This window comes from Streptomyces sp. P9-A2 (assembly GCF_036634175.1).
In the GTDB taxonomy this organism is placed as follows: domain Bacteria; phylum Actinomycetota; class Actinomycetes; order Streptomycetales; family Streptomycetaceae; genus Streptomyces; species Streptomyces pratens.
Genome location: NZ_JAZIFX010000001.1, coordinates 4,626,010 through 4,646,658 on the forward strand (window position 1 = coordinate 4,626,010; position 20,649 = coordinate 4,646,658).

The window sequence follows — 20,649 nt, forward strand, 5'->3', positions numbered from 1 at the left end:
GTCACTCCACCTCGATGGTCAGCTCGGTCTCGACGCGGTCGAGGGCCGCCTCGAACTCCTCGGCCGTGTCCGCACCCACGATCACCAGCAGGCACCAGTCCATGGCGTGGGAGAAGCCGAACCGATCCCCGGTCTTCTTCCTCAGGCGCCAGTCGAGAACTCCGTCGACGGCCTCGATCTGCTCACCCGTCGGCAGGGCGGTGATGGTGCCGGCGCGGGGCGGGCGCAGGTGCAGCGCGCCGATGTGCCGGTGCGGGGACACGGTGTCCCCGCCGGCTTCGAGGTTGCCGTACAGCAGCCCGGTGGCGATGATGTCGTGCACGTTGTGCCCGAGGCGGGCAGTGAGCATGTCGGGGATCCAGCCGCCGCCGATCCGGGTGGCGATCTCGGAGAAGACGAGGTCGCCCGTGAGTGTCTCGAACACCTCCAGATGGGTGACGGCGGTGTCGATGCCCAGGGCCTCGTTCACGGTGGTGTGCATCGCGAGAATGCGTTCGTGCAGCTCGGGGTGCTCCTCGGGCGCCAGCATGTACGAGCCGTCCCGGGCGGGCGGGGCATCGTGCACGGCACGGTCCGTGGCGACGTGGTCGAGTCGGGGCGCGTAGTACGCGCTCACGTTCAGGAAGAGCGGCTTGCCCTCCCGCCACAGCGCGTCGATGTGCAGTTCGCGGCCGGACACGAAACGTTCGACGATGAGGTGGCCCGAGGAGAGCCGGTCGGGCTTCGGCAGATCGCGCAGGACGGCGGCGATCTCCGCCGCGTTCTCGGCGCGAATCGTACTCATCGTCCCGAAGCCGAACGCGGGCTTCACGATCGCGGGGAATCCCACGTCGGGCAAGGTGTCGCCGTCGGCGAAGGTGACGTCTGTCGGCAGCGAGGCCCACTGGGTGACGGGCACACCGGCGGCGGCAACGAGGTGCTTCATCATCCGCTTGTCGCGGACGGCTGCCCGCATCTGCGCGCTCGCCTCATCGCAGCCGAGCAGTGCGCGCAGCTGGGCGGCGCCGAGCTGCCCGTCCTCGGAGAAGGACAGTACCTGGTCGACCCGGACATCGCGTACGGCGAGATCGACGGCGACCCCGGTCAGCTCTTCGACGGAGTCGACGCTGCCGACCCGGTAGACGGAGCGGACGGCAGTGGTCAGTTCGGGCGACGCCGCGGCGGTTGCCAGCTCGGACTCCTCCAGCACGAGATGGAGGTTCGGCGTCGCGGCGAGCAGAGCCCTGACCATGTCGGGGCGCCATTTGCAGAGCACGACGACCGGCCCGTCCTCAGCGATCCGGGGCGGCTCTGCGGATGGGGTGGCGGGGGCGGGAGCCGGTGCGGGCACGTCGTCGGTCGGTTCCACGCGGATGTCGATCTGCCGGCGCATGTCGTCGGCCGCCGCGTCCACGGCGGCGGGAGTGTCCGCGAGGAACAGTGCGTGGGCGATCCGGTCGCCGGACGAATGGAGGCCGGTGACGACGTCACCGGCGTGCTTTTTCTGGCCGACCCGCACCACCTCGGGCCGGTTCGCCGCCGCCTCGATGCCTTCCACGGCCGCAATACGGCCGGGGCGAGGCGCAGTCAGGAACAGTACGCCCGCAGTGCGGGGACGTCCGGTGGGGAGGCCGACCTTGCGGCCGAGGGACAGCTCGACGACGCTGCGGAAGAAATCGTGCCGGTACGCCCGGCACATCAGCTCCAGGATGTGGTCGCCGGGGGTGCGCACGGCGAATTCCATGGGCTTCAGCACGGTGCCGTCGTCCCGGTACTCCAGGTGCACGATGCCGGTACGGATACCGGCAGCGGCCACCAGCGCGGCCGTCTGCCCGTCGACGCGGTCACGGTCGGCGGGGAGGTGGGGCAGCTGGTGCTGCAGTTCGACGAACTCGGGCGGGCCGGTGGTCACCTTGCGGGTGTGGTTCCCGAAGATCACCTCGCCGTTCTCGACGAGCCCTTCCCAGCTGTACTCAGGAGCGTCCGAGTACTCCTCGATCAGCACATGCTGTCCCACGTCCCGGCGGGCCAGGTCCGCGCGGAGCTCGTCCTCGCCCGCCACGCAGCGCACTCCGCTGCTGCCCATGCCCCGCAGCGGCTTGACGACGACCGGGTAGCGGCCGCGACTCCACCGGGCGGCCTGGTCCGCGTCGTCGATGACGGTGTGGTCGGGCTGCGGCAGCCCTGCGTGTGCGAACAGGGCGCGTTGAACGGCCTTGTTGCGGCTCGCCCCGGCGGCGGCGAGGGAAGGGCCGGGCAGCCCCAGCAGGTCCTGCACCCGCGCCGCGGCCAGCACATGCTGCTCGGCGAACGGCACGACTCCCTGCGGCGGGTACCGGTCGGCGGCGTCGAGTGCGGCCCGCAGCCAGTGCGTCTCGGTGCCGCCCGCCGGGCTCTCGAAGTGCGCGACGTGCTGCTCGTGCTTCTCGCGCCAGGCCTCGTCGTCGAGTAGTACGGTGCGCAGCCCGAGGTCCTGTGCGGCGGCGACGTAGCCGCGCCCCATGATGCCCGCGCCGACCAGCAGCAGTGTGTCCGTCATGTCGTTTCCCCTGTGTGTGACGCGGGTGTCTGTTCCGGTGCGGCTCCTGCGGTTCCGTCGGCGGGATTCCGTGCCGCGAGGTGGCGCCGGCCGAGGGTGAACAGCAACAGCAGGCAGAGCGAGGCGAGGCCGAGCCACACCACGGGGGCCTCGCCGGTGAGGGTCAGGGCGACGCCGATCGAGGGGCCCGCGGCCGTACCGATGCCCATGGCGCCGCTGGCCAGGGCGGATACCCGGGAGACGTCCTTCGCCTCGACGGAGTCGATCAGCCAGGGGTGGAACGAGCAGGAGTACGCGCACTCACCGATCGCGAAGACGACGGCGAACAGCAGGAGTCCCGCGTACCGGACAGGCAGGGGCCCGAACGCCGACCCCATGGCCACGACGTACGCGGCGACCCACAGCAGGACCGCCGTCCGCAGCCCGAACGTCTCGTCACGGCTGCTCAGCAGGCGGGTGACCCAAGTCTGTCCGAGGGCCACGACGGCGGTGTTCACGAGCAGCAGCGCGGAGACCGTGCCGAGTCCGATGCCCATCAACTGAACGGCGACCAGCGGCGACGTCGCCTCGAACTGGCTGTGCCCGAAGAGGTACGCGCCGAGCTGGAACAGCACCGCGAGCGCCCCCGCGGCCCCGAGCCACTTCAGTCGTCCGTCGGCCGCCTCCTGCGCCTCGGCGGCCTCCTCACGAGGCGCACCGGCCGCCTCCCGCTCCGCGCCCCGCACCTCCTCGCGGCGCTCCCGCGCGCGCAGGCGGTGGAAGGCGTAGGTGAGCGGCAGATAGCTCAGCGCATTGGCGACGAACAGCCACGTCACCGCCGAGGTGGCGAAGAAACCGGTGGTCAGACCGGCGACGACCGCACCGAGGCCCAGGCCCACGTTGATGGCCCGGTAGCGCCGCGCGAACACCGAGCGTCGCTGCTCCCGCGGCGTCAGCGAGCTGAGCACCGGCACCATGGAGACCAGCAGACAGCCCTGGCCGCACCCGATGAACAGCACGGCCGCGAACAGCGCGGTCAGCGAGCCCGCCGCCGCCGTCCCCAAGAAGCCCACGGCGAGCATCAGCGTCCCGGCGAACCCCAGGCGCGTGGGCGGCGGTTTGATCCAGCCGGTCGCGAGCACCGCGGCGGTCACCAGGTTGGCCGCGGCGGCGGCGCCGTAGAAGACGCTGATGCCCGCCGTGCCCATCTCGGGCAGCTCCGAGAGGTAGAGCGCGGTGTACGGGTAGACCAGGCCGGAGCCGAACGTGGACACACCGTTCAGCAGGATCAGCGCGTCGGCCCCGGTAAAGCGGCGGCCGGGGCTCCGGGGCGTGCTCATAAGGCTGTCTCCCGTTCCCCGAAGGCCGCGTTGAGGAAGTACGTCCAGTCGGCGGCACCCGGGTCGGAGACGTGCAGCAGGTTCTCCACCGCGTCGTAGTGGGTGGTGGGATAGCGCACGACGCGGCGCACCATCTCCTTGAAGATGTGCAGGGTCGACAGCTCCTGCATGCCGGTGTACCGGTAGATCTCGACTTCCTGGCCGACCAGGTAGTCCCGCAGGCTTCCGGCGAGCCGGGTGAAGTGGGTGTTGTCCGCGTACAGACCCAGGAAGTCGCGCTGGGTGCAGCGGGTACGCAGGCGGTCGGCGACCGTGAACCCGAGTGCCTCCGCGACGCCGAGCACCAGGTCGGCCGTGTGGACGGTGTCCTCGCCCGCCGGGTCCAGGAGCGGTCCGGCCAGCAGGGCCCGCAGGGCGGCCAGGTCGCGGCCGGGGTCGTTCAGGGTGCGGACGTACCAGTGCCTGGCGCGGACCTTGCGCTCGATGTTGCTGAGCGCCCAGGCGACGGCCTGCTCGGAGGTGTCCGCCTCGTAGGCGTACCCGGTCGACGGCTCGTACACGGACAGGAGTCCGCGCACGGTGTCGCGAGCCAGCGCGGGGGAGCACCGCGCGCACGGACCGGTGAGGATGTCGGGCTTGAGAATGAGCAGGGCGCCCGCGCTCTTGGCGGCTTCTCCGGCAGGATTCATCGGGCCTCCTCCAGCAGGACGTCGAGCAGACCGGCAAGGCGTACGAGATCGTCGTCGCCGCTCGTGCGGCCGAGGCCGACGCACAGCGCGGTCGGCCGGTCCGGGTCGGCGAGCCCGTACACCAGGGCCCGGCTCTCCACGAACTCCACCAACTCCCGTACGGCGGCCGGAGCGAGCAAGGTGGGCAGGACGCACGCGAGGTCACGGCCCCGGCGATACGGCGGTCCGGTCAGCCAGGAGCGGCCGATCGTGTGCGCGCGGACCAGCTCGAGCCGGGCCCCGATCTCGCCTTCGAGGCGCTCGGGGTGCGACTCGGCGAGGGTGCGCACGCCGTGGGCGAGCATCATCAGGTCCGAGGCGCTGGGGCGGGGCGTACCGGGCGCGTCCGCGTCGAGCAGGGCACGGATGCCGAAGGGGCCGCTGTCCTCCTCGGCGCGGGCGGCCGCGGCCGCCCGCGGGGACAGAGTCAGGACCGTGATGCCGGGCACAACGCCGAGCAGCGGGCCCGGGCAGAAGGCCGCCACGTCGAGCTCCGCCAGGAGCCCGTCGGCCAGCGGCCAGGAGGTGCCCGAGAGGTCCGCGGCACTCCAGCCCTCGGGTCCGTCGGCGCTGAACGGCCGGACCGCTCCACCGACCGGCCGGGGCACGACGTCGTGGGCCACGGCCCACTTCTCCCGGGCGAGCAGCCCGGCCAGGGGCTGCGGCAGGACGGGCACGAGCAGGCAACTGTGTCCGTCCGGCAGACCCACCAGCGCGCGCAGTTCCTTCAGGAGCGAGGCGGTGAAACCGTCGGTGCCGACCGGCCCGGGCCGCAGGCCGAGCACCGCGGGCCCCGACCGGGCAAGGGACGCGAGGCGGTCGTCGGGCACGGCGACACAGGCGCCGCCGAGGCGCGGCTCGCGGGGCAGCACCGCGTCGGGTATGTCGTACAGCTCGACGGGTGTGAACTTCCGCTCCCCGGTGGCGGGGAGCGGGCTTTCGGAGTCGACGAGTGCCATCGGCGTCATCCCAGTTTCGATCGGGCCACGAGGCGTACATAGGGGCCTGCCTGCTCGCCCGCGGAGTCGATCACCGCCGCGAGTTCGGCCCGTGTCTCCCGGAGCGCGGCGGCCGTGTCGGCGGGAGGAGCGAGCAGTCGGCGGGCGGTGTGCGCGGCGCACCGGGCGTACGCGGGATCGCCGTCGACCCGGTGTTCCGCCGCGCGCTGCAGGAGCCGTACCAGCCACTTGACCGAGGGGACGGTCACACCGGCGGCGGCGAGCGCGCACTGACCGGTGTGCACCAGAGCCTCCCGGTACATCCAGGCCGCCGAATCGCCGTGCCCGTCGGCCAGTTCACCCGACACGTCCGTGAGCCGGTTGACGGCGGCCACGGCGGCGACGTTCAGGAGATAGCGGGGCAGATCCCCGGTGCCGAGGTCGTCGCGCAGCCCCTGGAGCCGGTCGGGACGGCGCAGGGCCTGCCCGGTCCGCACGCGGTGCAGGATCTTGAGGTTGTCCTCGTCGACCAGCTGGGAGATGCCCTTCTCCTGCGACAGGCTTGCCACCGCGGCACGAAAAGCATCCCGCAGCCGGTCGAGCGCGGCCGGGTCCAGCACCGCGACGTTCACCTCACGGCCCTCGTGGAAGGCGACCGTCGCGGTCCGTTCGCCCTGGCGTGCAGCCGTCTCCGAGCCGGCCACGCGGAAATCGCCCACGATGTACAGGTCGAGATCGGAATTGCGGTTCGCGAGCCCGTCGGTCGTCGAGCCCGCGAGGAAGAGCAGCTCATCGCCGCCGCAGCCGGCCGCGGCGAGCGCGGTGGCGGCGAGGGCCTCATGATCGACCGCGGCCGGGCCGGTCGCGCGAGCGATGGGGGTTCTTGACGCGTTCACTGGCGTTGCCTCGACTCCATCCAGGACCGGCAGCGTCGGCCGAACGCGGCCAGTACCGCCCGGTCCAGGGGCGATTGATCGGTGTGGTGCTCGAAATGCCACTGCACGCCGAGCACGAAGCGCTCCGGCGCGCCGACGCTGACTGCCTCGACGGTCCCGTCCGGGGCGGTGGCCTCGACGAACGCCTGACCGGGCACCTTGGCCACCCGGTCGCTGTGCTGCGAGTTGACGGGTACGGCACCCGGATCCTGGCCGGGGCCCACCAACGGGGCCAGCAGTCCGCCGGGACGGACGTCCACGGTATGCGCGGGCGCCCAGCGGTCGGGCCCGTCCGCCCCGACCCGCAGCCGGTGCTTCACGTCGGAGGCGGGCACGGCTTCGAGTGTGCCGCCCTGGTGCGCGACGAGTTCCTGCAGCCCCCGGCAGCTCGCAAGCACGGGCAGGCCGGGAATCCGGTCCGCCGCCCGTAGCAGCGCCGCCGCCGTCGCGTCCCTGGGCAGGTCGTACTCCCGGCCGGGCACGGCGTCCGCCTCCTGCCCGCCGTAGCGCATCGGATGCACGAACGACCCGCTGCCCGGCAGCACGAGGCCGTCCAGGCGCGCCAGCACGCCGGCGGCGTGCTCGGGCCGCACCGTGTGCAGCAGCACCGCGGCCACGGCCGCGTGATCCAGAAGCGATTCCGTCAGATGGTCGTTGACCCGTGAGTACGTGGTGCCGTTGGCCCGCTCCTTGCGACAGGCGAGGATCCCGACCAGCGGAAACCGCGGCGCACCGGTGCTCACCAGGCCGACTCGCGTACGTCCGCCACGGCAATGGGCAGCTCGGCCGGATTCTCCGTGACGACGACGGTCACCACCGAGTCGGTGCCCGGCCAGTCCTCGGCGACGACGACCTTCGGGTGAGTGCGCACCGATGCGGCCAGCTCCTCCGCCGAGCGCCCCGCCCTCGGCAGCAGCACCATGGCCGCGCCACGTTCCGGCTCAGGAGTCTCGTCGGGCAGCCTCCCATGGGCGAGCAGCGCCAGCAGGGTCTCGTAGGGCCGTACCGCGTCCCGGTGCGCGTACGGAATGAGATGGGAGTTGATCAGATCACCGCCCAGCCGCCCGCCGACCTCCAGGACGACCGGACCCTCCGGCGCGAGCCGCAGATCGGCGTGGAACCCGCCGGTGAGCAGACCGACCGCGAGCACGGCCTGCTCGGCCGCCTGCTGCAACTCCTTGACCTGCGTCTCCGTACGGGCGGACGGGACCGCCGTCGCCCATGACGCGGACAGCGGACCGTCCACGTACTTGTCGGTGACGCCCAGGACCCGTACCGCGCCGTCGTGCACGACACCCGACACGGAGTGTTCGGAGCCCTCGACGTACTCCTCCACCAGGAAGTCGGTGGTGCCGGAGTAGTTCGCCGAAGTGAGCGCGAACACCTCGTCCGGATCGGAGTCCGGGCCGATCACGGCCATGCCCCGGCCACCGGAACAATGCGCGGACTTGAACACCAGCGGCCTGCCCGCGGCACCGAGCTCCACCACGGCGGCACGCAGCTCCTCCACCGTACGGCCCGCGCGCCAGGGCGGGTTGAGGCCGAACGGTTCCATCGCGCGGCGCTGCGCGACCTTGTCCGTGGCGACACCCGCGGCGGTGGTGCCGATGCCGCGCACACCGAACCGCTCGGCGAGCAGCGCGGTGAGGCCGACGTACTTGTCGCCCCAGCAGGCCACCACGGCCGGCTCCGCACCGGAGCCCGCCCGCACGGTCTGCGCGGCCTCCGTCGCCTGGTCGGCGAGCGCCGAACCGCGGTCGAAGGAACCGCGCCGCTGCTCGGGCAGCCCCGTATGGGACACGTCCGCGTCGGAGGCGACATGGGCGCTCAGCCCGCACGCGGCGGCCGCGTCGATCTCGGCACGCCACTCCAAGGGCGAGCGGCGCAGGCCCAGATAGAGAACCGCGGGGTGGTCGGCCGTCGTCGGGGAAGTCCCAGCTGTGGTCATGAGGTCAGACACCGTTCTCGTTCGCCGTGCTCGCCTGCGCGTTCGCCTCGGTACCGTACCGGCCCTGGTACCAGGTGTTTGCGAAGTCTTCGACCACGAAGGGCTTTTCGTTTTTCTCGATGCGGATCGCGTGCTCCTGGTAGTAACCGCGCAGGACCTCGCCCATCGCGATCGCCGACCGCAGGTCACGCAGCCCGTAGACGTCGCCCTCCGTGCGCATCAGCCGCAGGTCGTGCACACCGGGCCGGTGCGCCCCCGCCAGGGTGATACCGAAGGGAACGCGAATGGCATGCCGTACGCCGTTGGCGACATGCCCCTGGTGGTGGTGTGAGGTCCACTCCGTCATGTCGGGCATCGAAGGGGCGAAGAACCAGTCGCGCTCGGCGAAACTCTCGTCGTCCGTGACGGCCGCCGCGTGCGGCATGAAGTGCCAGCCGTTCCAGCGCATACGGGCCGCGATCGCGCGCACCACCTGAGGCAGCTCGGCAGTGGCCCCGGCTGCGGCCAGCCGCTCGCGGAAGCCGTCGCCGGGCACCACACAGCAGTAGTACTCACTGGTCTTCCAGTGCCCCGGTTCGATGCTGCCGTCGGCCAGCAGCGAACTCAGCCGCAGTATGTCCCGCGGTCCGCGGGACATACTGACATCCGAACGGGTGGCGGCCGCAGCGGCAGCCACCAGCCGGTGCAGCACCTCCTCGAAACGGCTGGCGAACCCCGGCTGCGAAGGCGCCGGATCACCGTCGAGCAGCGACTGCCAGTCCACGCCGAAGTCACCGCCGCGTACGGCGTCCGGTGCGGACGGCACCAGATCGGCGAGAGTGTCGAGGAACACCTCCGGCACATCCGCCCCGGTCACCGGGGTGTCGAAGAGATGCTCCTTCTTGTTGATGGTCATCGCCTGCACCGTGCGATAGACCACCGTCCCGGACTCCAGCTCACGCAGCCGTGACTTGCTTGCCAGTTCGGCGATTTCAAAGAGTCTGTTGATGGGAGAAACCGACGCTCCCGGGTCCGGGACAGCGCCGCCGTACGCCCGGATCCGGCCCTCGATGAACTCGGTGAGCCTGTCCGGCAGTAACTGCGTGCCGCTGAACTCCTCAGTACGCGACGGGGTTCCTGATGCGATCAGCGCGGACATGCAGACGACGAAACACGCGTCGGCGGCACTCCACTCCGGCAGCGGGGTCTCGGCGAGCACCTTCATCCGGCAGCGATCGGACTCCGCACCGATGGACTTGCCGACGAGATTGCCGCCCTTGCCCAGATTCGTGTAGCAGGCGTCCCCTATATAGAGCCGTATCGGCCCGACATGCCGGAACAGGAAACGCAGCCGGGCCACAAGACCCGCCGCATGCTCCTGCCCCTGCTCGGACAGCCAGCCGCGGACTGCCTCGATCTGGGCGGCCGCACGTCCAGCGAGCTCCGCACAGGCGGCCTCAAGACCCTCCGGTGGACCGTCGGGCCAATGGATCCCGGCGACCACACGCAGATCGGGCCTCCCCGTCTCCCCGGGGCAGAGGATGCAGGCCTTGCCCGCTTTCAGCTGCCCGAATCGGTAGCTGCCCGCATCCTCCGCGGCCGACACGTCGACCATGGCGCCGGCGGCCTCCACCGCCTCGAGCAGGTGATGCTCGCCCGGTCGCAGCGCACCGAGTGCCACTTCCGGCGCGAGCCGCTCGCCGATCGTGGCTAAGTGACGAACGGCGTGGCCGGCGGACGTTGACTTCGCGGCCTCGACGGCGACCTTCTCCAGAAGCTTGTCGAATCCTTCGGCGCGAAGGAGACCCATCTGCGATTCCCTTGTGAAGACGTGATGTTTCGCAAGCGATCGCCAGTGAACGCCAGATGCCGGACAGGAGGACGAATGAGCGTGTGAAAGCGCTCGGACGGGCGCGGGTCGACCGCGCGCAATGACGAGTGCCAAAGAGAGGCCACGGGGAGGCCGGTAGACCTGCGCCGTAGAAAATCCGGAAGAGCTCCGTTGCTCAAGGGGTGGCCGCTCACAGGTGGTGCGAGGTCCGCCACGCGAGGTGACTCTAACCTCTGAGGTAACAGGCGGCAATCATTTGATGTACAGCAGTTACCTGAAACGTCTCGGATTCAGCCACGCTCGAAGAACATGTGTCTTGATAAGGGTGGTTGCTTCGAGGATCGGGCATCGTGCCCATGCGGGGCAGGCACAGAAGAGGACCCGCGAGGGCTCTGCTCATGAAGCGTCCCCTGGCAGGAGCCCCGGTGGCGTCCCGCCGAGTGATGTAGCCGATCGAGGCGCCGGAATTCGCAGGCCGGGGACGGTGGCTCCACCGGACCGAGCGTTCGACTCGCTTCAACAGGACGCCTCGCGGACTGCCGTCTCTCCGGAGATCGTCAGGGGCCTCGTACCGGAACGCGTAACGCTTGATCCCCTGCACCACGACGCGGGCCACGACCGGAGCCCCGGGGCCTGTGCGGCGTGTCGGGCGGCGGGTCGGAGTCGCGGGCAGCGATGCGCACCTGGTGCGAAGCGAGGACGCGCCTCGGCCAGGTAGTGCTCCAGCACCTCCATGATCCAGTCCATCTCCGGGGGCGGGGCAGCCCGGTGAGAACACCGGGCGCCCCCTCGCCGTTCGCGTGCGGTCAAGCGCTGTGGCTCAGGCGCTGCGGCTTACGCGATGTGGTCTTCCTCCAGCTGCGCGGAGTGACGGTTCTGGAAGTCCATGACCATGTTCTTGGCCTCGGCGTCCGGCAGGGAGTGGCCGTACGTCGCCTGGACGTTGTCGCCGAACTCGCGCGGAGTCGGGTAGCCGCTGCCGCTGATCGACTGCTTGAAGACCTGGTAGTAGCCGTCGTCGTCCGGGACCGGGGCCGGGGCCTCCGGAGTGCCGCCGCCCTCGCCCAGCTCACGGGTGCGGCCCGGACCGACCGGGATGGGGAACGTGCCGGTGTCCTCCGGGGACGGCTCCCGCACCGGGGGTGCCTCCTCGAACTGCCCGCGGTACTGCTCGGCCCGCTCCTGCTCCGCCGCCCACTCGGCGTACTGCGGGTCCTCGGTGGGGTCGTAGGTGGGGTCGTAACCGCCGTGGTACTCGACGGACTGTGGGTTCCGGGCGTGCAGCCACGAGCTCTGGTCCGGGTCGGGCGGCTGCTGCTCGTACGGCGCGTTCGGGCCGTACTGCTCGTACGGGGGCATGGACTGCGCGTCCGGAACGCCCCGGGCGTCACGGGTGCTGCGGGCGTCGCGGAAGGCCCGGGGGTCCCGGGCCTCGAGGCGGTCGCCGTCGCGGTGGCCCTCGTCGTACGCGCCGCCGTCGTCCTCGTCACCGGAGGTGCCGTGGCCCCCGCGGTTGCCGCGGTTGCCGGGGCCGCCCGTCAGTTCGGGGCGCTGATCGGCGGGCGGGGCCGCCTTCTGCAGGGAGAGCGCGGTAGCTCCGGTGGCCGGGCCGTCCATGGTGGCCCGCTGCTCCGGTGCCGGCGGCAGCACCGCCGGTTCGATACCGGCCGCCGCCAGCCCCGCCGGGGCCGTCTCGGCGAGGGGGACGCCGAACTTGGCCAGGCGCAGCGGCATCAGGGACTCCACCGGGGCCTTGCGGCGCCAGCTCCGGCCGAAGCGGGAGCGCATCCGGGCCTGGTAGACGAGACGTTCCTGCTCCAGCTTGATGACCTGCTCGTAGGACCGCAGTTCCCACAGTTTCATCCGCCGCCACAGCAGGAACGTGGGTATCGGCGAGAGCAGCCACCGGGTGAGGCGGACGCCCTCCATGTGCTTGTCCGCGGTGATGTCGGCGATCCGGCCGACCGCGTGCCGGGCGGCCTCCACGGACACCACGAACAGGATGGGGATCACACTGTGCATCCCCACACCGAGCGGATCCGGCCAGGCGGCCGCACCGTTGAAGGCGATCGTCGCCGCCGTCAGCAGCCACGCCGTCTGACGCAGCAGCGGGAAGGGGATACGGATCCAGGTCAGCAGCAGATCCAGGGCCAGCAGGACGCAGATGCCCGCGTCGATGCCGATCGGGAACACGTAGCTGAAGTTCCCGAAACCCTTCTGCAGGGCCAGTTCGCGGACGGCCGCGTAGGACCCCGCGAAGCCGATGCCGGCGATGACCACGGCTCCGGCGACGACCACACCGATGAGAATCCGGTGTGTCCGTGTCAGCTGAATGGGCGCGGCCACCCGTACTCCCCTCCTCAAGCGTGTTGTTGCGCGCAACAGAGTGGCACATGTGTGCGGAGAACGAGTGGCCGGTTCCGTATCGGAATTTCACCGCCCGTCTTCGGGCTCGTCCTCGGGTCTGTCTCGAACCCGCCTTCGTGCCCGTCTTCGGGCACGTCGCCGTGGCCCCGGAGCTCAGTCCTTCGCCGGTGCCGGCTCCGACGGCGAGGAGGATGCCGGCTCCGACGGCGAACCGCTCTCGGTGGCCCCGCCGGAGCCCTTGCCGCCGTTGGACCCGGTCACGGTCTTCACCGCTTCCTTCGCCGCCTTCTTCGCGTCCTTCATCAGGTCGTCGGCGCTCGGCGACTTGTCGCCGGCGAGACCCGCCCCGTTGTAGTCGAGGGTGAGGACGACGTTCTCGACGCGGGCCACGACCGTCTGCTGCTTGAAGGTGCCTTCCTTCTTCTTCAGGTCGTAGCGCACGGCCGTCGCCTCGTCACCGGTGTCCGTGACGGGTTCGGCCTTCGTGTCCGTGGCGCCCTCGGCGGCCTGGACGTCCTTGACCTGCTTGTCGTAGTAGTCCTTGGCCAGTTCGTCACCCGCGCCCCGCGTGGTGTCCGACTCGAAGCGCAGCATCGACACGCTCAGCCAGCGGAACTGTGAACCGTCCACACCGTTGTTGGCGAGGCTGTCCCAGGAGCAGCCGGCGCGCGTCGAGATGTCCTCGGACCGGCTCTTCTTGCCCGACTTCGACTTCGGTACGAGATCGTCCAGGGTCTTCTTCGACAGGACGTCGCACGCGTCCGGCAGGTCCTTGTACACCGCCGCCCGCACCGTCGGGGACGGGCTCGCGGACGCCGACGCGGGCGCGGACGCCGAACTGCCGGCCGCCTTGTCCTTGCCGTCGTCGGAGCCGGAGTCCGAGGAACAGCCGGCGACGATCAGCATCGCGGGGACGGCCGCCGCGCCGACAAGGACGCGGTGGAGGCGCTTCGCGCTCCCCCACGGGCTGGACGACGTGGGCGGTGCCCCCACGTCTCGCTGTGCTCGTCGCTGCATGGTTCCTTCACTCATGACGCTTGTGTTCCCTGCGGTCAAAACGGAGGCCAAGGGGTCACCGTACGCGGTGAGCCGGTCGTGTGGTCTTCCTTCGGACGCTTTGCACAGGGCCGTGGAGGAGGCGTGTACGGGGCTCAGCCGCCCAGTGAATCGGTCAGCAGTGAGGCCAGTTTCCGCGCTCTGTCCTGCATTTCCTTACTGTCCGGAACGGTGCCGACGGTTGCCGGCTGCTCCGCGTACTCGATCGTCACGACCACGTTGGACGTGCGGAACGCCACAGTCACCGAGCGCTGTTTGACGGTCGATCCGGAGCTGCTCAGCTCGTCGTCGATGAAGGCCTCCTCGCCGAATTCGTCCAGGAGACGGGGCTGGAGGTCGGCGGGCGGGACGGACGGCGACGCGGGGGAGGACTCGCCCTCGGACGGCGAGCCGGAGCCGGTGGCCTTGGCGGCCGCGGCGGAGTCGACACCGGAGGAACCGGAGGGATCGGAGGAACCGGAGGATGCGGAGGGGCGGGCCGAAGAGGGCGAGGACGCGTCCGGATCAGCGGACGCGCTGCCGCCGTCCTCGCCGGAGTCGTCGTCCGTGTCCGCGGAACCGGACCGGGTGGCAGTCGGCTCCGGAAGGTCCGCCGCCGCCCGCTTCGTCGCGAAGAGCTCCTCGGCCTGGCTGTCGTCGCTGACGGCGTTGTCGTAGGAGACGACACGCTCGAAGTCGATCACCAGACGGTTGGTGGCCTCGGCCGACTCCACCTTCCAACTGCAGCCCACCTTGCGGTCGGTGTCGTACGTGAGCGTCGCCTCGCCCGCGTACGCCTTCGTCCGCAGGCCCTCGTCGGTCATCTCCCCGATGCCGGGCAGGAGTTCGTCGAGTATGCCGGTGCCGACCACGCCGCAGGGCTCCGGAAGCGTGGCGTACCTGCCGGGCTGGGCCGCCTGCGACGCCGTCCCGGCGCTGCCCGGGTTGGAGTTGTCCGACCGGCTCCCGTCGCCCGAACCGCCGGTGCATCCGGCCAGCAGGGCCGCGAGGAGCGCGGTGACGCCGGGTACGTAGGCCCTCCGTTGCACGACCGGGCTCCTCTCGACGGTGGGCGCGGGCCTCGGCCCGCCGGGTCTACCAGTGTCCCCGCTGCTTAATCGCTTGCCGCACGGGGGGACCCGCGGCAGACAATGTGTATCGCACGCACTGCCGTGAACGCCGGTCCGAAGTCCCTTTCGTTGATCCTGGCGACGGTTTTTGCGCTTTCGCACTTCTGTTGCTTTTCGGGGGAATGGGGAAAACATGTCGTACGTGGAAATGCCGGGTGCGAAGGTGCCGATCCGCATGTGGACGGACCCGGCGTCGGTGGAGGAGGGCGCCCTCCAGCAGTTGCGGAACGTGGCGACCCTGCCCTGGATCAAGGGCCTCGCCGTGATGCCGGACGTGCACTACGGCAAGGGCGCGACGGTCGGCTCGGTCATCGCGATGCGGGGTGCGGTGTGCCCCGCGGCGGTGGGGGTCGACATCGGTTGCGGCATGTCGGCGGTGAGGACGTCCCTGACGGCGAACGACCTGCCGGGCGACCTGTCCCGGCTGCGCTCGAAGGTCGAGCAGGCGATCCCGGTCGGGCGGGGGATGCACGACACCCCCGTGGACCCGGCCCGCCTGCACGGTTTCGCGATCGGCGGCTGGGACGACTTCTGGGGACGGTTCGACGGGGTGGCGGAAGCGGTCAGGTTCCGTCACGAGCGGGCCGGTAAGCAGATGGGAACGCTGGGCGGCGGAAATCACTTCGTCGAAGTCTGTACGGACACGACCGGTTCTGTCTGGCTGATGCTGCACTCCGGTTCCCGGAACATCGGCAAGGAACTCGCCGAGCACCACATCGGTGTGGCCCGGGAACTCCCGCACAACCAGGGCCTGGTCGACCGCGACCTCGCCGTCTTCGTGGCGGACACCCCGCAGATGGCGGCCTACCGGAACGACCTGTTCTGGGCGCAGGAGTACGCGAAGCGCAACCGCTCGATCATGATGGCGCTCCTGAAGGACGTGATCCGCAAGGAGTTCAAGAAGGCGAAGCCGGCCTTCGAGGCGGAGATCAGCGCGCACCACAACTACGTGGCCGAGGAGCGCTACGACGGCATGGATCTGCTCGTCACCCGCAAGGGCGCGATCCGCGCGGGCTCCGGCGAGTTCGGGATCATCCCTGGCTCCATGGGCACGGGTTCGTACATCGTCAAGGGCCTCGGGAACGCCGACTCCTTCAACTCGGCGTCCCACGGCGCCGGCCGCCGCATGAGCCGCAGCGCGGCGAAGCGGCGCTTCTCGACCAAGGACCTGGAGGAGCAGACGCGGGGCGTGGAGTGCCGCAAGGACTCCGGTGTCGTGGACGAGATTCCCGGCGCGTACAAGCCGATCGAGCAGGTCATCGACCAGCAGCGGGACCTCGTGGAGGTCGTGGCGAAGCTGAAGCAGGTCGTCTGCGTGAAGGGCTGAGCGGGGCCTGGCCGGCCCGGTCCGACGTGATGTGCCGGACAGGGCCCGGCATGGCCCGGCCTGGGCGTCGGCGCCGGCCTCAGCGCTCCCGGTGGACCTTGCTGTTCGACGCCTGGGCGCGGGGGCGGACGACCAACAGGTCGATGTTGACGTGGCTGGGGCGGGTCACCGCCCAGGTGATGGTGTCGGCGACGTCCGCCGCGGTGAGGGGCTCGGCGACGCCCTCGTACACCTTGGCGGCCTTCGCCTCGTCGCCGCCGAAGCGGGTGAGGGCGAACTCGTCGGTCCTCACCATGCCGGGCGCGATCTCGATGACGCGCACGGGCCGGCCGACGATCTCCAGGCGCAGGGTCTCGGCGAGGACGTGGGCGCCGTGCTTGGCGGCGACATAGCCGGCGCCGCCCTCGTAGGTGGAGTGCCCGGCGGTCGAGGACACGACGACGACCGTGCCGTCGCCGCTCGCCTCCAGCCTGGGCAGCAGGGCCTGGGTGAGGTTGAGGGTGCCGATGACGTTGGTCTCGTACATCGTGCGCCAGTCCTCCGGGTCGCCGGTCGCGACCGGGTCGGCGCCCAGCGCGCCACCGGCGTTGTTGACCAGGACGCCGACGGTTTTGAACGCGGTGGCGAACTCGTCGACGGCGGCGCGGTCGGTGACGTCGAGCGGATACGCGGTCGCCGTGTGGCCCGCCGCGTTCAGCTCCTCGGCGAGCGCCTCGATCCGGTCCTTGCGGCGGGCGGTGAGGACGACGCGGTAACCGGCCTCGGCGAGTCCGCGTGCCGTGGCGGCCCCGATCCCGCTGCTCGCGCCGGTGACGACGGCGATACGCGACGCTGCGGACGGTGTTGCGGCGGCCATGGGGCTCCTCCATGCGGGCGACTGCGGTGCAGGGCCCGGTGGCGTCACCGGGCCCGGCCAGGATATGCGGGAACGAGTGGTCCGCCGGGGTGGCCCCGGTCCGTGCGGGCGCGAGGGGGGCGGATGCGTGAGGGCGGCGGCCGTGTGGGTGCGGTGGGTGTCCCCGCCTCCGCCACCGTGTGCCTCGACTGCGAGTGGTAGCCGTGTGGGTGCGGTGGGTGCGGTGGGTGCGGTGGGCCCGTGGGGTCAGCCGTTGCGCGGGGCCCACATGATCACGGCCATCCCGGCCAGGCAGATCAGCGCGCCGGCGATGTCCCAGCGGTCCGGGCGGTAGCCGTCGGCGACCGCGCCCCACAGGAGCGAACCGGCGACGAAGATGCCCCCGTACGCGGCGAGGACGCGGCCGAAGTGCGCGTCGGGCTGGAAGGTCGCGACGAATCCGTACGCGCCGAGGGCGAGGACACCGCCGGCCGCCCACATCCAGCCGCGGTTGTCCCGTACGCCCTGCCAGACCAGCCAGGCGCCGCCGATCTCCAGGATCGCGGCGAGGACGAAGAGGGCGGCGGAGCGGGCGATCAGCATGCGGGCAGCTTCGCACGCCGGGTTTCGGAATAACGGGAGCAGGGGACTCGTTCACGGGTATAGTTGAACCGTAAACAACCTGGAAGGTGAGCGGCCATGCAGTTCGGGATCTTTACCATCGGTGACGTCACGCCCGACCCGACCACGGGGCGTACCCCCACCGAGCGTGAGCGGATCAAGGCCATGGTCGCCATCGCGCTGAAGGCCGAAGAGGTGGGCCTGGACGTGTTCGCGACCGGTGAGCATCACAACCGGCCGTTCGTCCCGTCCTCGCCGACGACCATGCTCGGCTACATCGCGGCGCAGACGGAGAAGCTGCACCTCTCCACCGCCACCACCCTGATCACCACCAACGACCCGGTGAAGATCGCAGAGGACTACGCGATGCTCCAGCACCTGGCCGACGGCCGGGTCGACCTGATGATGGGCCGGGGCAACACCGGGCCGGTGTACCCGTGGTTCGGGCAGGACATCCGGCAGGGCATCAACCTCGCCATCGAGAACTACGCCCTGCTGCACCGCCTGTGGCGCGAGGACGTCGTCAACTGGGAGGGCAAGTTCCGCACCCCGTTGCAGGGCTTCACCTCCACGCCCCGCCCGCTGGACGACGTACCGCCGTTCGTCTGGCACGGGTCGATCCGCTCGCCCGAGATCGCCGAACAGGCCGCGTACTACGGCGACGGCTTCTTCCACAACAACATCTTCTGGCCGGCCGACCACACCAAGCGGATGATCGAGCTGTACCGCGCCCGGTACGCGCACTACGGCCACGGCACGCCCGAGCAGGCCATCGTCGGCCTCGGCGGCCAGGTGTTCATGCGGAAGAACTCGCAGGACGCCGTGCGCGAGTTCCGCCCCTACTTCGACGTCGCCCCCGTCTACGGGAACGGGCCCTCGCTGGAGGAGTTCACCCGGCAGACCCCGCTGACCGTGGGCTCCCCGCAGCAGGTCATCGAGAAGACACTGTCCTTCCGCGACTACGCGGGCGACTACCAGCGCCAGCTGTTCCTCATGGACCACGCGGGACTGCCGCTGAAGACCGTGCTGGAGCAGATCGACATGCTGGGCGAGGAAGTCGTGCCGGTGCTGCGCGAGGAGTTCGCCAAGAACCGCCCGGCCGGCGTGCCGGACGCGCCGACCCACGCCTCGCGACTGGCCGCCCGAGAGGTGAGCACCGTATGAGCGTCGTCGTCGTGTCGGCCGGCCTGAGCGTGCCGTCGTCCACCCGCCTGCTCGGGGAGCGGCTCGCGGCCGCGACCACCGGACAGGCCCCGGAAGACGTGCGGGTGATCGAGCTGCGGGACCTCGCGGTCGACATCGCGCACAACTTCACCAGCGGTTTCCCCGCGCCCGCGCTCGCCGAGGCGATGGACGCGGTGACCGGTGCGGACGGGCTGGTCGTGGTCACGCCGGTGTTCTCGGCGTCGTACAGCGGGCTGTTCAAGTCGTTCTTCGACGTGCTCGGCGTACGGGACCGGGAGGCGCTGGCAGGCAAGCCGGTGCTGATCGCCGCGACCGGGGGCACGCCCCGGCACTCGCTGGTGCTGGAGCACGCCCTGCGTCCCCTCTTCGCCCACCTGCGCGCGGTCGTCGTCCCCACGGGGGTGTACGCCGCGTCCCAGGACTGGGGCGACAAGGGCCTGGACGCCCGGATCGAGCGGGCGGCGGGCGAGCTGGCCGCCCTGACGGGCGCGCTGTCGGGCGCCTCCGGAGGCGCTTCCGTAGCTACGGACGGCGGTACGGGCGGTGGTGCGATCAGCGTCACGCGCGGGGGCGCGGCCGCCGACAAGTTCGACGCGCGCAACGTGGTGCCGTTCGAGGAGCAGCTGGCCGCGCTGCGGTCGGCGGGCTGAGCGCACCGGGGCGCCGAACGCGCCGAATGTGCTGAAGGTGCCGAACGTGTTGAAGGTGCCGAAGGTGCGAAGGTGCTGACGGCGCCGAGTACAGAACTCCCGGCGGTCTTCCCTGGACAGCGGCCGTCGGGTGAGGCGACCGGTTCCGTCCGGTTCCGGTCGCTCGCGAGGAGCCGGTCGCGGGCGGGGACGCCTGCGACCGGACCGCGGGTCGTACGGCGGTCCGGGGGAGAGGGCGGGGGAACAAGAAGACGGCGGTGTCCGGCCACCGGTCGTTCGCCGGGGCGGCGGTCCTTGGCAGACTGAACACCGTGCCCCCTACCGCGTCCCCCACTCCCACCCCCACCGTGCTGCTCGCCGAGGACGACCGTGCCATCCGCAACGCCCTGGCGCGCGCCCTGACCCTGGAGGGCTACCGGGTCACCGCGGTCGCCGACGGCGTCGAGGCGCTGGCGCAGGTCCACCGCAGCCGGCCCGACGTCCTCGTGCTGGACGTGATGATGCCCGGCATCGACGGGCTCCAGGTGTGCCGGGTGCTGCGCGCCGAGGGCGACCGCACCCCCGTACTGATGCTGACGGCGCTGGTGGAGACCGCCGACCGGATCGCGGGGCTGGACGCGGGCGCCGACGACTACGTCGTCAAACCGTTCGACGTCGAGGAGGTCTTCGCCCGGCTGCGCGCCCTGCTGCGCCGGGTGGCACCCGCACCCGAGTCCGCACCCGAGTCCGCATCCGCACCCGAGTCCGCACCCGCACCCGAGTCCGCCGAGTCGTCGAGGCGGCAGCCGGCATCCGGGACCTCTGGGACACCCAGGAACTCCGGGACACCCAGGACATCGGGCGGGCGGTCGGACGATCCGGCGGCAGGGCGGTTCGTCGACGCGGCCGGGCTGCGCATGGACCCGCGGGCGCGCCGGGCCTGGCGGGGCCGGCGGGAGCTGGAGCTGACCCGGACCGAGTTCGAGCTGCTGGAGCTGCTGGTCCGCAACGCGGGCATCGTCCTCGACCACTCGACCATCTACGACCGCATCTGGGGCTACGACTTCGGTCCCGGTTCCAAGAACCTCGCCGTCTACGTCGGCTACCTGCGCCGCAAACTCGACGAGCCCGGGGCGCCGCAACTGATCCACACGGTGCGTGGGGTGGGTTACGTGCTGCGGGAGGACTGAGTGGTTCACGACACCGCCGACGCCCCAGGTGCCTCACGTACCTCGAGTGCCTCATGCGCCTCATGCGCCTCATGCGCCTCGGGCGGCTCGCGTGCCCCGGGCTCCTCACGTCCCCCGGGCGCGTTACGTACTCC

General features: G+C 71.0%; 17 protein-coding genes. 4 read left to right on the top strand and 13 right to left on the bottom strand.

The window, feature by feature from the left end; all coding sequences use genetic code 11:
- Position 1 precedes the first annotated feature (1 nt).
- The 11 genes from V4Y04_RS21055 to V4Y04_RS21105 form a co-directional block, all read right to left on the bottom strand.
- Positions 2-2,518 carry an ATP-grasp domain-containing protein gene (locus tag V4Y04_RS21055; RefSeq protein WP_332429754.1) on the bottom strand — a complete coding sequence of 839 codons (2,517 nt, stop codon included), beginning with the start codon at positions 2,516-2,518 and terminating at the stop codon, positions 2-4.
- Entirely contained in the window at positions 2,515-3,837 is a 1,323-nt protein-coding gene (locus tag V4Y04_RS21060; protein ID WP_332429755.1) for an MFS transporter, read from the bottom strand. Before V4Y04_RS21060 ends, V4Y04_RS21055 begins: the two co-directional genes overlap by 4 nt.
- Positions 3,834-4,526 carry a hypothetical protein gene (locus V4Y04_RS21065; RefSeq protein WP_332429756.1) on the bottom strand — a complete coding sequence of 231 codons (693 nt, stop codon included), beginning with the start codon at positions 4,524-4,526 and terminating at the stop codon, positions 3,834-3,836. The genes V4Y04_RS21060 and V4Y04_RS21065 overlap by 4 nt, the downstream gene beginning before the upstream one ends.
- Positions 4,523-5,524 carry a hypothetical protein gene (locus V4Y04_RS21070; protein ID WP_332429757.1) on the bottom strand — a complete coding sequence of 334 codons (1,002 nt, stop codon included), beginning with the start codon at positions 5,522-5,524 and terminating at the stop codon, positions 4,523-4,525. Before V4Y04_RS21070 ends, V4Y04_RS21065 begins: the two co-directional genes overlap by 4 nt.
- 5 nt (positions 5,525-5,529) lie before the next feature.
- Positions 5,530-6,399: a hypothetical protein gene (locus tag V4Y04_RS21075; RefSeq protein ID WP_332429758.1), complete on the bottom strand. Its 870-nt coding sequence runs from the start codon at positions 6,397-6,399 to the stop codon at positions 5,530-5,532.
- Positions 6,396-7,181: a gamma-glutamyl-gamma-aminobutyrate hydrolase family protein gene (locus V4Y04_RS21080; protein WP_332429760.1), complete on the bottom strand. Its 786-nt coding sequence runs from the start codon at positions 7,179-7,181 to the stop codon at positions 6,396-6,398. Before V4Y04_RS21080 ends, V4Y04_RS21075 begins: the two co-directional genes overlap by 4 nt.
- Positions 7,178-8,386, bottom strand: coding sequence for an ATP-grasp domain-containing protein (locus V4Y04_RS21085; protein ID WP_332429761.1), 1,209 nt, complete (start codon positions 8,384-8,386; stop codon positions 7,178-7,180). The genes V4Y04_RS21080 and V4Y04_RS21085 overlap by 4 nt, the downstream gene beginning before the upstream one ends.
- 4 nt (positions 8,387-8,390) lie before the next feature.
- A complete protein-coding gene (locus V4Y04_RS21090) occupies positions 8,391-10,310 on the bottom strand; it encodes a hypothetical protein (protein ID WP_332429762.1) in 1,920 nt (639 codons plus the stop codon).
- A gap of 720 nt (positions 10,311-11,030) precedes the next feature.
- Complete coding sequence (locus V4Y04_RS21095; protein ID WP_332429763.1) at positions 11,031-12,542, bottom strand: DUF2637 domain-containing protein; 1,512 nt, start codon at positions 12,540-12,542, stop codon at positions 11,031-11,033.
- Between the two features lie 174 nt (positions 12,543-12,716).
- Positions 12,717-13,580: a DUF3558 family protein gene (locus V4Y04_RS21100; protein ID WP_443080054.1), complete on the bottom strand. Its 864-nt coding sequence runs from the start codon at positions 13,578-13,580 to the stop codon at positions 12,717-12,719.
- Positions 13,581-13,714: 134 nt separating this feature from the next.
- Positions 13,715-14,647, bottom strand: coding sequence for a DUF3558 domain-containing protein (locus V4Y04_RS21105; RefSeq protein WP_332429766.1), 933 nt, complete (start codon positions 14,645-14,647; stop codon positions 13,715-13,717).
- A gap of 214 nt (positions 14,648-14,861) precedes the next feature.
- Between V4Y04_RS21105 and V4Y04_RS21110 the strand changes: the two genes are divergently transcribed.
- Positions 14,862-16,055 carry an RtcB family protein gene (locus V4Y04_RS21110; RefSeq protein ID WP_332429768.1) on the top strand — a complete coding sequence of 398 codons (1,194 nt, stop codon included), beginning with the start codon at positions 14,862-14,864 and terminating at the stop codon, positions 16,053-16,055.
- Positions 16,056-16,134: 79 nt separating this feature from the next.
- On the opposite strand, the gene V4Y04_RS21115 is transcribed toward V4Y04_RS21110, so the two are convergent.
- Positions 16,135-16,911: an SDR family NAD(P)-dependent oxidoreductase gene (locus V4Y04_RS21115; RefSeq protein ID WP_332429769.1), complete on the bottom strand. Its 777-nt coding sequence runs from the start codon at positions 16,909-16,911 to the stop codon at positions 16,135-16,137.
- Between the two features lie 246 nt (positions 16,912-17,157).
- Positions 17,158-17,493: a YnfA family protein gene (locus tag V4Y04_RS21120; protein WP_055573912.1), complete on the bottom strand. Its 336-nt coding sequence runs from the start codon at positions 17,491-17,493 to the stop codon at positions 17,158-17,160.
- Between the two features lie 96 nt (positions 17,494-17,589).
- On the opposite strand from V4Y04_RS21120, the gene V4Y04_RS21125 reads away from it, so the two are divergent.
- The 3 genes from V4Y04_RS21125 (at position 17,590) to V4Y04_RS21135 (ending at position 20,515) form a co-directional block, all read left to right on the top strand.
- Positions 17,590-18,675, top strand: coding sequence for an LLM class flavin-dependent oxidoreductase (locus V4Y04_RS21125; RefSeq protein ID WP_332429770.1), 1,086 nt, complete (start codon positions 17,590-17,592; stop codon positions 18,673-18,675).
- The gene (locus V4Y04_RS21130) at positions 18,672-19,346 is read left to right on the top strand and encodes a CE1759 family FMN reductase (protein WP_332429771.1); all 675 of its coding nucleotides are present in this window, start codon (positions 18,672-18,674) and stop codon (positions 19,344-19,346) included. Before V4Y04_RS21125 ends, V4Y04_RS21130 begins: the two co-directional genes overlap by 4 nt.
- A 311-nt stretch (positions 19,347-19,657) precedes the next feature.
- Positions 19,658-20,515, top strand: coding sequence for a response regulator transcription factor (locus V4Y04_RS21135; protein ID WP_332429773.1), 858 nt, complete (start codon positions 19,658-19,660; stop codon positions 20,513-20,515).
- Positions 20,516-20,649 lie beyond the last annotated feature (134 nt).